Source organism: Paenibacillus sp. MER TA 81-3 (genome assembly GCF_023713585.1).
Lineage (GTDB): Bacteria > Bacillota > Bacilli > Paenibacillales > Paenibacillaceae > Paenibacillus_B > Paenibacillus_B profundus.
In genome coordinates, this window is the sequence record NZ_JAMAWB010000008.1 from 207,131 (window position 1) to 221,747 (window position 14,617).

At 51.5% G+C, this 14,617-nt stretch carries 14 protein-coding genes and 1 other annotated feature; of the genes, 13 read left to right on the forward strand and 1 reads right to left on the reverse strand.

Annotation, left to right across the window (positions count from 1 at the left end):
• The first annotated feature begins 142 nt into the window (after nt 1–142).
• From M3650_RS13680 to leuS, 10 genes are all read left to right on the forward strand, one after another.
• Nucleotides 143–667: a YqeG family HAD IIIA-type phosphatase gene (locus tag M3650_RS13680; protein WP_019422560.1), complete on the forward strand. Its 525-nt coding sequence runs from the start codon at nt 143–145 to the stop codon at nt 665–667.
• On the forward strand, nt 664–1,785 hold the full coding sequence (yqeH, locus tag M3650_RS13685; RefSeq protein ID WP_251575480.1) for a ribosome biogenesis GTPase YqeH: 1,122 nt from the start codon (nt 664–666) through the stop codon (nt 1,783–1,785). Before M3650_RS13680 ends, yqeH begins: the two co-directional genes overlap by 4 nt.
• Nucleotides 1,786–1,827: 42 nt before the next feature.
• The gene (gene aroE / locus M3650_RS13690; RefSeq protein ID WP_251575488.1) at nt 1,828–2,709 is read left to right on the forward strand and encodes a shikimate dehydrogenase; all 882 of its coding nucleotides are present in this window, start codon (nt 1,828–1,830) and stop codon (nt 2,707–2,709) included.
• 151 nt (nt 2,710–2,860) lie between these two features.
• On the forward strand, nt 2,861–3,151 hold the full coding sequence (gene yhbY, locus M3650_RS13695) for a ribosome assembly RNA-binding protein YhbY (RefSeq protein WP_019422557.1): 291 nt from the start codon (nt 2,861–2,863) through the stop codon (nt 3,149–3,151).
• Nucleotides 3,152–3,171: 20 nt separating this feature from the next.
• The gene (locus M3650_RS13700) at nt 3,172–3,780 is read left to right on the forward strand and encodes a nicotinate-nucleotide adenylyltransferase (RefSeq protein ID WP_251575495.1); all 609 of its coding nucleotides are present in this window, start codon (nt 3,172–3,174) and stop codon (nt 3,778–3,780) included.
• The gene (gene yqeK / locus M3650_RS13705; RefSeq protein ID WP_251575511.1) at nt 3,752–4,336 is read left to right on the forward strand and encodes a bis(5'-nucleosyl)-tetraphosphatase (symmetrical) YqeK; all 585 of its coding nucleotides are present in this window, start codon (nt 3,752–3,754) and stop codon (nt 4,334–4,336) included. Before M3650_RS13700 ends, yqeK begins: the two co-directional genes overlap by 29 nt.
• Before the next feature lie 15 nt (nt 4,337–4,351).
• Entirely contained in the window at nt 4,352–4,699 is a 348-nt protein-coding gene (gene rsfS, locus M3650_RS13710; RefSeq protein ID WP_019422554.1) for a ribosome silencing factor, read from the forward strand.
• Nucleotides 4,696–5,649, forward strand: a complete 954-nt coding sequence (locus tag M3650_RS13715; RefSeq protein WP_019422553.1) for a CvfB family protein — start codon at nt 4,696–4,698, stop codon at nt 5,647–5,649. The genes rsfS and M3650_RS13715 overlap by 4 nt, the downstream gene beginning before the upstream one ends.
• A gap of 127 nt (nt 5,650–5,776) precedes the next feature.
• Nucleotides 5,777–6,553 (forward strand): class I SAM-dependent DNA methyltransferase, encoded by a 777-nt coding sequence (locus tag M3650_RS13720; RefSeq protein ID WP_251575521.1) that lies wholly within the window; start codon nt 5,777–5,779, stop codon nt 6,551–6,553.
• 94 nt (nt 6,554–6,647) lie between these two features.
• Nucleotides 6,648–6,877: a binding site (T-box leader), on the forward strand.
• Nucleotides 6,878–7,014: 137 nt separating this feature from the next.
• Nucleotides 7,015–9,456 (forward strand): leucine--tRNA ligase, encoded by a 2,442-nt coding sequence (leuS, locus tag M3650_RS13725; RefSeq protein WP_251575523.1) that lies wholly within the window; start codon nt 7,015–7,017, stop codon nt 9,454–9,456.
• On the opposite strand, the gene comER is transcribed toward leuS, so the two are convergent.
• The gene (gene comER, locus M3650_RS13730) at nt 9,437–10,282 is read right to left on the reverse strand and encodes a late competence protein ComER (protein WP_251575525.1); all 846 of its coding nucleotides are present in this window, start codon (nt 10,280–10,282) and stop codon (nt 9,437–9,439) included. The genes leuS and comER overlap by 20 nt on opposite strands.
• Nucleotides 10,283–10,420: 138 nt before the next feature.
• Between comER and M3650_RS13735 the strand changes: the two genes are divergently transcribed.
• From M3650_RS13735 to M3650_RS13745, 3 genes are all read left to right on the forward strand, one after another.
• Nucleotides 10,421–11,095: a ComEA family DNA-binding protein gene (locus M3650_RS13735; protein WP_251575527.1), complete on the forward strand. Its 675-nt coding sequence runs from the start codon at nt 10,421–10,423 to the stop codon at nt 11,093–11,095.
• 134 nt (nt 11,096–11,229) lie between these two features.
• Nucleotides 11,230–11,748: a deoxycytidylate deaminase gene (locus M3650_RS13740; RefSeq protein ID WP_251575529.1), complete on the forward strand. Its 519-nt coding sequence runs from the start codon at nt 11,230–11,232 to the stop codon at nt 11,746–11,748.
• Nucleotides 11,749–11,881: 133 nt separating this feature from the next.
• Complete coding sequence (locus M3650_RS13745) at nt 11,882–14,497, forward strand: ComEC/Rec2 family competence protein (RefSeq protein WP_251575531.1); 2,616 nt, start codon at nt 11,882–11,884, stop codon at nt 14,495–14,497.
• Nucleotides 14,498–14,617: the final 120 nt, after the last annotated feature.

The following is a 14,617-nucleotide window of genomic DNA, read 5'->3' on the forward strand; positions in this document are numbered from 1 at the left end:
CGGTAAAATGAAAGAGAGAGAAAGGTAGAGAATGAGCTCGTGATTGTGACGATTACATGTCGTTCCGCACAGGAACGGCATTTTTTTGCACGAAAAACAAAGAATATGGTATAGTTTTTCGTATGAAAACGAGGTGACTGCTTTGTTGGAAGGGCTTATTCCCCGTCTTCGGGTAAGCACGGTCTATGATATTGATCTGGCTATGCTTAAGGAGAAAGGGATTCAAGGGATTATTACGGACTTGGATAATACCCTTGTAGGTGCGAAAGACCCTCTGGCGACACCGCAACTAGCCGCATGGCTGGAGGAAGTGAAACGCCAAAAATTTAAAGTGGTCATTGTATCGAACAATGATCATACACGCGTATCCCGCTTCGCAACGCCGCTCGATATTCAGTTCGTTCATGCGGCGCGCAAGCCATCGCAACGAGCCTTTCATAAGGCGCTTCAGCTAATGGGGCTCACACCAGATCAAACGGTCGTCGTCGGCGACCAGATGCTTACAGATGTTCTTGGAGGCAATCGCATTGGTATGTTTACAATATTGGTCCAGCCGATAGCCATTCAGGACGAAGGCTGGATGACACGCGTCAATCGACGCATCGAGCGCATCGTTACGGCTCGACTGCGTAAAAAAGGATTGTGGCACGAGGAGGAACGACATTGAGTGATGAAACAAAAGAGGCACGAGCTTGCAGTGGTTGTGGCGTGACGCTGCAAACGGAGCTCTCTGAACAACCAGGATATGTGCCAGCAAAAGCATTGGAACGGACGCCGATCATTTGTCAGCGCTGTTTCCGGATTAAACATTATAACGAAGCGGCTTCTGTCGCAATAGACCAGGATGAATTTTTGCGCATGCTGGGACGCATCGGCAAGGAAGACGCGCTCGTCATTCATATCGTTGACTTGTTCGATTTTGATGGGAGCGTCATTTCGGGGTTGCAGCGCTTCGTTGGCACCAACCCGGTGCTGCTGGTCGTGAACAAAATTGACTTGCTGCCGAAAGCGACGAACTGGAATCGCATTACGAATTGGGTACAGCGGCAGGCGAAGGAGCACGGCTTGCGCATCGTTGACGTCATTCTCGTCAGCGCAAAGCGCAACCTTGGCTTCGATCGACTGGTAGACCAGGTGGGTGAGTGGCGGCAAAGACGCGATGTGTATGTCGTCGGTGCTACCAATGTCGGAAAATCAACCCTGATTAACCGTCTCATCAACGATTACAGCGATATGGAACAAGAATTGACGACATCGCGCTATCCGGGTACGACACTCGATGTTGTGCATATTCCGCTTGATGACGGCAAGCATATTATCGATACACCGGGAATTGTATACCCGAGCCGCATGACTGAGCTGGCGCATCGTGATGATTTGGGCGCGCTGCTGCCGGACAAGCCGCTGAAGCCTGCAGTATATCAGTTGAATGAAGGGCAGACGTTGTTCTTCGGCGCTTTTGCACGTTTCGACTTCGTGGAAGGGGAACGCCAGTCATTTACTTGCTATGTGTCGAATGGGCTTCCGATTCACCGGACCAAATTAGAACGGGCTGACGAGTTGTACCGTGACCACCGCGGCGATATGTTGGCTCCGCCTACGCGTGAACGTGTGGACGAGCTGCCTGCTTGGACGAAGCATCAATTTCGAATTGCGCGCGGAAGCGAGACGGACGTCTTTATTTCAGGTCTCGGATGGGTAACTTGCAACGGAACGACCGGGGCGCTGGTGGAGGTTCATGCTCCCAAAGGAGTAAAGGTGCTGACACGCCATTCGTTGCTTTAAACGATAATGATTTATACAAACATGGGTAGGGAGCGTAGAACGATGGAACCGGATGCGGTAGTATCAGTGGGGAATGTTCGGACGTTGGACAGTTCAACGACGTTGTATGCGGTCATCGGCGATCCGATAAAGCATTCCAAATCACCGCTTATGCATAACGCGGCTTTGCAGAGCCTTGATGTAAATGGGATCTATACCGCATTTCATGTGCCGCCGGATGAGCTGGAGCAGGCCATAAAGGGAATTCGCGCGCTTGGCATCGGCGGAGTTAATGTGACGATTCCACATAAAGAACGTGTCATGGCGTATTTGGATAATATCGACGAGAGCGCCCAAGTTATCGGAGCGGTCAACACGATCGTCCGCCGCGACGGGAAGCTTATCGGATATAATACGGATGGTCTCGGCTATGTACGATCTTTGAAGGAAGAGATGATTCCACATGTTTCTGCTGCCCGGATTCTGTTAATCGGTGCCGGCGGCGCGGCACGCGGAATCGCCTATGCACTGTTGAAGGAAGGCTGTCAGGAGCTAATCATTGCCAATCGGACGGTCGAAAGAGCGCAGGCGTTAGCCGACGATTTGTCTCCTTATGGTCCGATACGTGTCGTACCGTTGCTGGATGCTCCAGTCATCGATGCGGAGCAGGTTGATATCGTCATCAATACGACATCTGTCGGCATGCATCCTGACGTTGCAGCCATTCCTCTCAATCCGGATTGGCTGCAGCCTCATATGATTGTGAGCGATATCGTCTATAATCCGCTCGAGACTGCGCTGGTGCAGGCCGCACAGCGGACAGGCTGCCGAACGCATAGCGGCCTCGGAATGTTCGTCTATCAGGGCGCGATCGCGTTTGAAATGTGGACCGGCAAACAGGCTCCTGCGGAGCTGATGAGACAAGAAGTATTACGTACGCTATAATTAACTGCAGGCGAACTCGTTCGGATTGTCGATGTCGGCATGGAAGTTAGTGAGGCCGCAGGTTACTTCATGTGCGTGCTCAAAAGGGACTTTTTGAGTACCTTTTTCAAGAATTTTATAACATTATGATACAGATAAGGCAGGTAAACATATGCTAACGGGTAAACAGAAACGCTATTTGCGATCTCTCGCACATCATGTACAGCCTATTTTTCAAGTAGGCAAGGGCGGAACGAACGATCAACTCATTCGTCACATTCAAGAAGCATTGGAAGTGCGCGAATTGATTAAAGTGTCGATCTTGAATAATTGTATGGAAGATCGCTATGAAGTGGCAGAGCAATTGTCTTCACGTTCGGGTGCAGAGCTTGTGCAGGTTATCGGCAAGATGATTGTCCTGTATAAGGAGTCTGAAGAGAAAAAACAGATTGAATTACCTTAATCGGCACAGGAGGCCTACCCATGAAACAAATCGGCATCATGGGCGGTACGTTTGACCCGATACATCTCGGACATCTGATCGCTGCGGAGTGTGCGCTGGAAGCGGCACGGCTGGATGAAGTGTGGTTCATGCCGGCTAGCGTTCCTCCACATAAATCCCGCCAGCCGTTCGCTTCTATTGAGCAACGTCTAGAGATGACGAAGCTTGCGGCGCAGGGAAATCCGTGCTTTCGAGTGAGCGACTGGGAGTATGCGCGCGGAGGAGTATCGTATACAGTAGATACTGCAACAGGCTTGCGGGAGACGCATCCAGATGTGGAATGGTCATGGATCATCGGAGGCGATATGGTCGCTTATTTACCGCAATGGCATCGTATCGATGAATTAATGACCAGCATAACATTTATTGGGCTCCGCCGTCCGGGAACGCCGTGGCACTTGGATATGCTGCCCGCTGCATGGCGTGAACGCATTAGCGCTGCATACATGCCGCAAATGGACATATCGTCTACGATGATTAGACAGCGCCTTGCTGAGGGCAGATCCATTCGTTACTTGGTGCCGGATGCGGTTGAACAATATATAGCAAGGTGGGGGCTTTATGAATCAAGTACGCGAAGAAATGATTGAGTCCGTCCAAGCTCAAATGCCGGAACAGCGCTGGCAGCATACTCAAGGAGTAATGGATACGGCGATCCGGCTCGCGAACAAATACGGAGCAGACCCAATTAAGGCGGAGATCGCAGCCATTCTGCATGATGTAGCCAAATATTGGCCGACGGCGCGAATGGAAGAGATCATCCGCGAGCAGCATATGCCGCCGGAGCTGCTGCAGCATGACAAGCAGTTGTGGCACGCTCCTGTCGGAGCATATGTTGCTCAGCATGAATACGGGATCGAAGACGAAGAAATACTGGATGCCATACGGTATCACACATCAGGACGCGTTCATATGACGCTGCTGGACAAAATCGTATGTTTGGCAGATTATATCGAACCTGGACGCGATTTTCCAGGTGTTGACCTCATCCGCGAGTTGGCAGAGCGCGATGTGAACACGGCCCTCGTAGCGGGGTTTGATTCGACGATCAGCTTCTTGCTCGGCAAACGCCGGCGCGTCTTTCCGCTTACGATACTGGCAAGAAACAGTTTGATTGAAGAGCTGGAACAAGAGCTTTACAAATGAGATGGAGGTTGAACAATGGCAATCACTTCAAAACAATTGCTTGAGATCGCCGTAGACGCGGCTGAAGATAAAAAGGCGATGAATCTCGTCGTCCTGGATTTGCAAGGCATTTCCCTCATAGCGGACTACTTTGTCGTCTGTCACGGGAACTCGGACACTCAGGTCCAAGCTATTACGAACGAAATTCGCAAGCGCGCACATGAAGCAGGCGTTCACATTCGCGGTACGGAAGGCTTTGATTCGGCTCGCTGGGTTCTTGTGGACATGGGCGATGTCATCGTGCATGTGTTCCATCGCGACGAACGGGAATACTACAGCATTGAGAAGCTGTGGTCCGATGCGAAAGTTGTGGAAATGGCATGACCTTGGTTGCAGGTATGATTCAACAATTAACGGTTGCGCGTGAAGTCTCTCCATACGGTTATTTTTTAACAGATGGCGAACTGGACGTGCTGCTGCACTACTCGGAAATGACCGGACCGATAAAGCCAGGCGAGCAGGTGGATGTATTTCTGTTCTTCGATACAGAAGACCGACTAGCCTCCACGATGAAGCGCCCGTATTTGACACTTGGCGAAGTAGCTTGTCTGAAGGTGGCCGACATCCACCCGAAGTACGGCTGCTTCTTGGAAATGGGCATTGGACGCCAATTGCTGCTGCCGAGGGGCGAACTGCCGGAATACGAACCGCTTCATCCTCAGTTGGGTGATGATGTGTACGTCAAAATGGCACACGATAAGTTTGGCCGTCTCGTTGCACTTCCCGCGCGGGAGGACGATTTAATTCCACTCGTTTTTCATGCTCCGGAAGCATGGCTCAATACTTGGCATGAGGCGATTGTGTACCGTGCTCTGAAGATGGGGACGTTCTTCGTGATCGACGGCGCACCGCTTGGCTTCGGCATCATCGGCCTGCTGCATGAATCCCAACGCCCGCGGCCGCTCCGTCTCGGTGAACGGGTTCGTGTTCGAATTACGCACGTGCGCGAGGACGGGCGCGTAAACGTCACGACCGCAGAACGCAAGGAAGTCGGCATGGATAAGGATGCGGATCGGTTGTTCCGTTTCTTGAAGGAGCGCCCGAACGGGACGATGCCATACTCGGATGAGACGCCGGCTGATATCGTGAAGCAGCGCTTTAACATGAGCAAATCCGCATTTAAGAGATCGATTGGCCGCTTGATGAAAGCGGGACTTATTGACCAGAACGGAAGCTGGACGGAGTTGACTCAAGCCGGGAAGGATCTGGCAGCCGATGAATTGGCGGGCGTGCTGCAGCAGGCGCAGTCGGAGCCGCGCAAGCCGAGCCGCTAAAAGAGGTTGTCCAAAAGGGCCCCTTTTCAGCACCGGACTTTCGAGAGTGAATGCAGGATTCGATGTTGAATGACATCTTAGGATGCTTCGTAATCAAAAAGGGACGGGATGAGGAAGGACGAGAGTAATGGAATCGTACGGTCGATTTGCAGAGGTGTATGACCGCTTAATGGCGGATATGCCCTATGAAGAATGGATTGCTTTCGCCGAAGCGGCATGGCGGCGATACGGAAGCGGGAAGCTTGAACGCGTTGTTGATCTTGGATGTGGAACTGGCAATATTTCACTGCCGTTAGCGGCGCTAGGCTATGAGGTCATTGGGATAGATCTATCTGAGACGATGCTATCCATCGCCCAGAACAAGATGGCTGCTCATCCTCCGCTGCAGGGGAACATGCAATGGGTGTGCCAAGATATGCGTCACTGGTCAGTTCCTAATTCCGTGGATGCAGTCGTTTCCTTTTGCGATTGCTTGAACTATATTACGGAACAAAGTGAAGTCAAGCAGGTGCTCCAGGCGACTTACGACCAGTTGCGTCAGGGTGGAATATTTCTCTTCGATGTGCTGTCTATTCGCCAATTCGAAGAGTATGCGAATACGCAGCCTTTTGCCTATGATGAGGAAGACATCGCCTACATATGGTTCTCCGATTTCGATGAGGGACGCAAGGAGATCGAGCATCAGTTGACGTTGTTTGTTCGTCAAGAGAACGGCGGTTTGTTTGAACGGGTGGATGAAGCCCATGTGCAGCGCGCCTATGATATTCAGTGGCTTGCACAAAGTTTAAGAGATGCCGGTTTCAATAAGATTGAGATGTTTGCCGATTTTACATGGGAGAAGCCGGATGCTGACGCGCAGCGAATTTTCTTCGCCGCGGTGAAAGAGGAAGCAGCGTGCTCGTGATGCGACAAACATTGACAATATGCGTTTTTTTCTTTACAATATAGCTACTTGCGACTGATCGCAGGTACATACACGTTACATTTGAATAGGTGTAGCAAAGACAACGAAGAGGAATAGTAGCTTGTCGACCATCTGTCAGAGAGCCGGTGTTGGGTGGGAACCGGTGGTGGAAGAAGGTGAACTCGCCTTAGAGTCGCGCAGCGGAAGCGGAAGGGCTATGCTGCGACGCGTCACCCGCGTTACAGGTGCAGAGGGAGTGAAAGGCAAAGCATGTCTTTCGCTAACTAGGGTGGTACCACGGGAATTATGCCTCTCGTCCCTAGCGATTACGCTACGGACGGGGGGCTTTTTTGCTGAATAATGGAGTTACGGCGTTGCATTATTACAGCTTGCATTATTGCTTAGGCACTTCAATGTGGCTTGCGCGTGCAGCTACATGGTGCAGCATGAGGAGGATTAGGATGAGTCAAGAAATAAAACAACAGCATGGCTATCAGCCACAATCCATCGAGCCGAAGTGGCAAACGTACTGGGATGAGCAGAAGACGTTTGCGACGCTTGAAGACGAAGATAAGCCAAAGTTCTACGCGCTCGATATGTTCCCTTATCCATCCGGCGCGGGCCTTCACGTAGGCCATCCGGAAGGATATACGGCAACCGATATCATCTCCCGTTACAAGCGGATGCAAGGATATAACGTGCTTCATCCGATGGCATGGGACGCCTTCGGACTGCCTGCCGAGCAGCATGCGCTCGATACGGGCGAGCATCCGCGCGACATTACGGTGAAGAATATCAACAACTACCGCCGCCAGATTAAATCTCTCGGCTTCTCGTACGATTGGGACCGCGAATTCAGCACGACCGATCCCGATTATTACAAATGGACGCAATGGATTTTCATCCAGCTGTACAAGAAGGGGCTTGCATACGTCTCGGAGCTTCCGGTGAACTGGTGTCCTGAGCTCGGCACGGTGCTGGCGAATGAAGAGGTTATCGATGGAAAGTCCGAACGCGGCGGCCATCCAGTCATCCGCAGGCCGATGCGTCAATGGGTGCTGCGAATTACAGAATACGCAGAGCGGCTGCTGGAAGATCTGGAAGAGCTGGATTGGCCGGAAAGCATCAAAGACATGCAGCGCAATTGGATCGGCAAATCGAAAGGCGCGGAAGCGCGCTTTGCGATTGACGGATTCGAGGATGAACTCGTCGTCTTCACGACGCGTCCCGATACGCTGTTCGGCGCGACCTATTGCGTTCTGGCGCCGGAGCACGAGCTCGTAGAGCGAATTACGACTCCGGAACAGGAAGCTGCCGTGAAGGCTTACCAAGATCAAGCTGCACGCAAGAGCGACCTGGAGCGTACGGACTTGGCGAAAGACAAGACGGGCGTATTCACGGGCACCTATGCGGTGAATCCAGCCAATGGAGCTAAGCTGCCTATCTGGATCGCAGACTATGTGCTTGCCGGTTACGGTACGGGTGCGATTATGGCCGTTCCAGGCCATGACCAACGCGACTGGGAATTCGCGAAGCAGTTCGAGCTTCCAATTGTGGAGATCGTTGCAGGTGGCGACGTAGCGAAGGAAGCCTATTCCGGCGACGGCGCTCACGTCAATTCCGACTTCTTGAACGGCTTGTCGAACGAGCAGGCGATGGCTCGCATGATTGAATGGCTGGAAGCGGAGGGCAAAGGGAAAGGCAAGATCACGTATCGTCTGCGTGACTGGCTGTTCAGCCGTCAGCGCTACTGGGGTGAGCCGATTCCGATTCTTCATCTGGAAGACGGCACGATAAAGCCGGTACCGGAATCCGAACTGCCGGTCATGCTGCCGGATATCGACCAGATCCGTCCTTCCGGTACGGGAGAATCGCCGCTTGCGAACGTGACCGAGTGGGTGAATACGGTCGATTCCGAGACGGGGCTCAAGGCGCGCCGCGAGACGAATACGATGCCGCAATGGGCGGGAAGCTGCTGGTATTACCTGCGCTTCATCGATCCGAAGAACGAGAACGAGCTCTGTTCGAAGGAGAAGCTGGCGAAATGGCTTCCGGTGGACTTGTATATCGGAGGAGTGGAGCATGCGGTGCTTCATTTGCTCTATGCCCGTTTCTGGCACAAGGTGCTCTACGATCTCGGTGTCGTGGAGACGAAGGAGCCATTCTATAAGCTGGTCAACCAAGGGATGATTCTCGGTACAAACGGCGAGAAAATGTCTAAATCCCGCGGCAACGTGATCAACCCGGACAATATTGTTAACGAGTTCGGCGGCGACACGCTCCGCATGTATGAAATGTTCATGGGGCCGCTGGAAGTGACCAAACCTTGGAACACGAACGGCGTGGAAGGCATGTTCCGCTTCCTGAACCGGATCTGGCGCTTGTTTGTAAATGAAGAGGACCAATTGAACAGCAAAATCGTTGACGGGAATGCGGACGATGCATTTTTGCGCACATGGCATAAGACCGTGAAGAAAGTTACCGAAGACATGGAGAACTTGCGCTTCAACACGGCGATTAGCCAACTGATGATTTTCATCAATGAAGCGTACAAGACCGATGTTCTGCCGCGGCAAGCAATGGAGAATTTCGTGCAAATGCTGTCGCCGCTTGCACCGCATATTGCCGAAGAGCTATGGCTGCGTCTCGGCCATAACGAATCGATTACGTACGTGTCATGGCCGACTTATGACGAAGCGTTGACGATAGATGCCGAAGTGGAAATCGTCATTCAAGTAAATGGGAAAATAGCGGATCGCATGAACGTAGCTGCCGATGCTGACGAAGCTGCGATGCAAGAAAAAGCGATGTCCCTGCAGAACGTTCAAGATGCCATTGCTGGCAAGACCGTTCGCAAAGTCATCGCAGTAAAAGGCCGTCTCGTCAATATTGTGGTCGGTTAACTTCATGGTCGCAGAGTTGAGCGTGGACCTTCTCTAGGTCCTCCTCATATTTCGCGTGAGTGACTCCAATGAGCTTCTGGAACACACCTTCTAGTTCTTCATTCAACAGCCGCAGCGCCTCGGCGGTAATGCCGCCGGGGACCGCTACGCGCTGCTGCAGCAGCTCGAGCGTAAAGCCGCCTTCCGTTAACAGCTTGCCTGTTCCCAGCAACATTTCGCACGCCAGACGCGAAGCTTCTTCCTGGTCAATACCGGTCTCCTCTACAGCGGCTTCCACCCATTTCTGCAAGAAGAACGCAATAAATGCAGGTCCGCAGCTCGCCAAATCCGAAGTGATGCGAGTGAACTGTTCCGATACTTGCAGCGGACGACTGATGGCCATCATCAACTGCTCCAGCAGCAATCGATCTTCGGTCTGAATGCGGCCCCCATACATGCATAGCGATGCCCCGCTCCATACATAATTTGTGATGCTCGGAATAATTTTAGCGATTTTACACTTTAAGCTATTTTCCAAATGCTTGATCAGAACCGGACTTGTGATGGACACAAGGATGAGCTCAGATCGCGCTGTCCCAGCGATTTCATCCAGCACATGCTTGAATTCCGATGGCTTAACGCATAAAAAGACGATGTCGCTCTGCTCCACCGTCTCCGTATTGCTAAGTGCGACTTGAAGTCCGGGGTATTGAGAAGCAAGGCTTTGCACTTTCTGTATCGTACGGTTGCTGGCGATGACCTGCTCCGGTTCCAAGGCTCCCGATTGAATGAGTGCTTCAATGAGCGTCGAACCCATACTGCCCGTACCGATAAATCCGACCTTCACGGATGTTCCCTCCTTTGCTACACACTATTCATTTAACGCTGTAAAGCCACATTATACGATTAGCGCATGTTACTTCAAACTATATGATGGATTGGTTGACCATTATACCCTTATCGCTCTGTCGAAAGGAGTAGTAGCATGAAAGATTTCAAAATACCGTTATCTTCTTTTTTGCAGCGCTGGTTCATGGGAACTAGCATCGCAATTATCGGGTTGGCCCTATGTATGTGGCTATGGCTCAGACCGCAGTGGGAACAAGATACGGAGACATGGCAACCTGTTAATGATGAAATTGCCCAGTTGCTGGGACCGCTTGAAGGCACAGAGTCTAATGAAGCTAATAAGTCATCGCCAAATCGTACAAAGGCTGATAAGGCTGCGGCATCCTCATCGTCCTCACCTTCAGCCAAGTCTGCACTGAACGGATCCGAACAGTCGGCAGAGCCACCTTCTTCATCCGGCGCATCCGACGTAATGGACAAGGAGTCACATGCTAATCCGAGCCGAGCAGCGGCACAATCGGATCAGAACACTTCGGGGGCTGGCGCTTCCAACTCACCGCAGCAGACAGATATAAGAGCATCTGAACCCCCGGCCGCCAACCGTTCAAGCTCAGCGAACTTGATTAATATCAATCAAGCGGACGCTAATCTCTTGACTGAGCTGCCAGGGATTGGACCGAGCAAGGCAAAGGCGATTATCGCTTATCGCGAGCAGCATGGGGCTTTCAACAAAGTGAACGATATAACAAAAGTGAAGGGCATCGGCCCCAAAATGTTTGCCAAGCTGCGCGACAAAATAAGTGTCGAGTAATGGCATACAGTTGCATATCACAGCAGGCCTGCTTACAATATAAGTGCGTGTTCAAAAGGGGGCCTTTTGAACAGCCTCTATAGGGTGAAAACACATAAGAACTAAGGCAGAACGAGACAGGGGATTGTGATGTCATGACAACGACAACGCGCAAAGATTGGGACACTTACTTCATGGACATTGCGTATATGGTTTCTACACGTTCGCGCTGTCCGAGACGGCATGTCGGCGCAGTGCTTGTGCAAGGAAAGAAGCTGCTTGGCACAGCTTACAACGGGGCGCCTATGGGGGTTCCGGACTGTAGTGAAGCGGGCTGTATGATTGCGGAGCAATATGAAAAGGTCGTCATAGACGGTCAAGAGCAAATGGTGAAGAAGCAGCGCTGTATCCGCACGATTCACGCAGAACAGAATTTACTTCTATTCACCGATCGGATTGATCGAGAAGGCTCTACCGTATATGTGACGGATCAACCGTGCTGGACATGCGCCAATATGCTGGCCAACAGCGGCGTAACGGAAATTGCGTTTCACCGTCCGTATCCGAAGGACAGCGACAAAGTAAGGGCAATGATGGCACAGAAGGGAATCATATTCCGGCAATTGGACCATTATCAGCCGCCGCGCGAGACGGAGATGGAAACGATAAATTAATAGCATAATGGAATGATGATGGAGGAAGAACCTCTATGCAGCGATGAGTGTCGCTTCGTTAACTGTGGTTGACGGGGCGGGACAAGGCATCGGCATAGAGGTTCTTTTTTTTGTATGGAACAGGAGGCTTGAAATGCTGCAACGACGACCGATAGTGGTCATAGCATGCTGCTTCGTTATAGGTGTTCACTTCGGTGCTGCACTAAGTGCAGGGGCGGCGCTCATCGCAGCGCTTGGCTTGGTTCTTATCCTGCCACTATGCTGCCGATTGAAGTGGTGCAGTTGGAGACTGGCTGTGCTTTATGCGCTTACGCTGCTACTGGCCGTCACTTATTTTATTTGGTCCGTACAGCTTGACCGCAGTTACTGGCCTGAATCCCACGGCGAAGGCGCATCAACTGAAGAACAGGCTGCCATATGGAACGGATTCATCTCTTCACCGGTCGAAAGGGATGGTGACCGTGTACAATTTTATTTTATGTCTACGGACTGGAAATCGACGGAAATGAATGTGCCTGCTCCTGCACGAGAGAAGCTTCTCGTTCAAGTGCGCTTACACATGAAACAGGAAATCGAAGCCGCTGCGCAATGGAAAAGAGGTCAGCAGGTTCAAATTGCCGGTACATTGAGCTTGCCTGGCGAAGCGACGAATTTTGGCGCCTTCAGCTACCGTGATTATTTGCGGACGGCACGCATCCATTGGATTGTTAAAGTGAGCGGGGCAGAACAAGTAACAGATACAGCATCGGAGGCTGCTGTCTCGCTCCTAGACATACAGTGGACAGTTCAGAAAATGTTGGCTTATATAGACGGACTCAGAGAACATTTATCTGGATTGCTGCAGCGACTGTATGAACAGCCTCATAGCGGCTATGTTCAAGGGTTGATTTTGGGCAGCCGCCGCGAATTGGATCCGAATACGTATCAGCAGTTCTCAGAGCTGGGATTGACCCATGTGCTCGCCATTTCTGGGCTGCATGTCGGCGTATTCGTGGGTGCGTTGCTCGGTATGTTCCGTCTGTTAAGAATGACGAAAGAGACAAGCATTGCAGCGGTACTATGGCTCATTCCATTTTACGTGCTGCTTACCGGAGCAGCAGCTTCAGTAGTGAGGGCGGGAATGATGTCCATAGCAGCACTGTATGGACTGCGAAGAGGGTGGCTGAAGGACGGATTGCACATCTTGTCCGCAGCCTTGTTGCTCATGCTTCTATGGCAGCCGCGCTATGCGCTGCAAGTTGGATTTCAGCTGTCCTTCATCGTAACGGCAGGACTTATCGTATTCGTCCCGCATGTGGTTCGTCTGCTTCCGGCTTGGCCAAGCTGGCTCACTTCTTCTATTGCCGTGACGCTCGTAGCACAAGCCGTATCATTTCCGGTAACCGTCTATTATTTTAATCAATTCTCGTTGCTGTCCTTCGGCGCTAACTTCCTGCTTGTACCATTTATAAGCATGGGTGTGCTTCCGCTAGGAACGATTTCACTGCTTGCAGCCGCGATATATGAACCGTTAGCTCGGCCAGTCGCCTGGATTGTAGTGCGGATGAACGATCTGACCTTTACCATCGTCCAACGACTGAGCCTAATCGAAGGGACGACAATCATATGGCCAACGCCGCACATATGGTGGATTATTATATATTATGTCAGCCTGAGTCTGCTCATCGTTTCCATGGTCCGATGGATGAACACATATCGTCTTCAACGCCGCTTCCGCCGCCAAACCGGCAGCGCCTCAGAAGATACACAACCGCTAGATACGTTTATTACGCTGCGTTCGGTTACACCTCGGTTCGTGTTATCTGGTCTGCTCGGTGCCTCGCTTCTATTCGGGACGATTATTTACACGGGATATCATAGGGAACGCTCTCTGGATGCCACTATCAGCATTATTGATGTGGGGCAAGGCGACAGTATTCTCATTCGGACAGCAACCGGGCGCCACATCTTGATTGACGGCGGGGGAACCGTTAATTTTCGCAAGCCTGCAGACCGCTGGCGGGACCGCCGGGTGCCGTTTGAGGTAGGGGAAAAGGTCGTTGTACCTCTTTTGAAGCAACGGGGAGTCAGAAGCTTGGATGCCGTCGTGCTGACGCATGCTGATCAGGACCATGCGGGCGGTCTGCAAGCGGTGCTGGAGCAAATTCCGACGAAGCGATTCGTCATGAATGGAACATGGAAGTCGTCCGCTTCAATGCATTCGCTCTATCGGACTGCGCTGCAGAAACAAATACCAATTATAAAGTGGGAACTGGGCGATACGTGGTCGCTTGATGCATGGACACAAATTAAGGTGCTATATCCCGAAGCATCGTCCGCAGGGAATCATATTTCTACATCGGACCAACAAAACGATTCTTCTATTGTTCTGCATGTGACACTGACACATCCACGCAGCAAGGAGCAGTCGTCCATTTTACTGACTGGTGATTTGGAGGCGGACGGGGAGCAGATGATGCTTACGAATTCGGACATGTATGAATCCCTGTCGATCGATGTGCTGAAGGTGGCGCATCATGGAAGCAAAACTTCGACGGCTCCCGAATGGCTGCAAGCGTGGCAACCACGCCTTGCCGTTATTTCCGCAGGCCGCAACAATCGATATGGCCATCCGCATCCGCTCGTGCTGGAGGCACTGTCACAAGCGGACGTGCCGGTGCTGCGCACGGATCTGAATGGTGAAGTACAGTTTAAGCTTACAGGCAGTGGATTGAAGGTACGCAAAAAGCATGATAGGATATTTCCATAGTATTTTTAAAAGCACGTCGCCTTGGCGTGCTTTACTTCATTCAAATTCAATTCATATTCCATTCAATTTAAATTGAATCATCTTACAATGAAATCGAGTTGAATTTTTGCTATGCTAGGA

What these genes read in the sequence shown, in the direction of transcription:
- M3650_RS13745 (WP_251575531.1), top strand. Translation starts at nt 11,882, where the DNA reads ATGCTGCAACGACGACCGATAGTGGTCATAGCATGCTGCTTCGTTATA.
- aroE (WP_251575488.1), top strand. Translation starts at nt 1,828, where the DNA reads ATGGAACCGGATGCGGTAGTATCAGTGGGGAATGTTCGGACGTTGGAC.
- M3650_RS13700 (WP_251575495.1), top strand. Translation starts at nt 3,172, where the DNA reads ATGAAACAAATCGGCATCATGGGCGGTACGTTTGACCCGATACATCTC.
- M3650_RS13740 (WP_251575529.1), top strand. Translation starts at nt 11,230, where the DNA reads ATGACAACGACAACGCGCAAAGATTGGGACACTTACTTCATGGACATT.
- M3650_RS13715 (WP_019422553.1), top strand. Translation starts at nt 4,696, where the DNA reads ATGACCTTGGTTGCAGGTATGATTCAACAATTAACGGTTGCGCGTGAA.
- M3650_RS13720 (WP_251575521.1), top strand. Translation starts at nt 5,777, where the DNA reads ATGGAATCGTACGGTCGATTTGCAGAGGTGTATGACCGCTTAATGGCG.
- yhbY (WP_019422557.1), top strand. Translation starts at nt 2,861, where the DNA reads ATGCTAACGGGTAAACAGAAACGCTATTTGCGATCTCTCGCACATCAT.
- yqeK (WP_251575511.1), top strand. Translation starts at nt 3,752, where the DNA reads ATGAATCAAGTACGCGAAGAAATGATTGAGTCCGTCCAAGCTCAAATG.
- rsfS (WP_019422554.1), top strand. Translation starts at nt 4,352, where the DNA reads ATGGCAATCACTTCAAAACAATTGCTTGAGATCGCCGTAGACGCGGCT.
- leuS (WP_251575523.1), top strand. Translation starts at nt 7,015, where the DNA reads ATGAGTCAAGAAATAAAACAACAGCATGGCTATCAGCCACAATCCATC.
- M3650_RS13735 (WP_251575527.1), top strand. Translation starts at nt 10,421, where the DNA reads ATGAAAGATTTCAAAATACCGTTATCTTCTTTTTTGCAGCGCTGGTTC.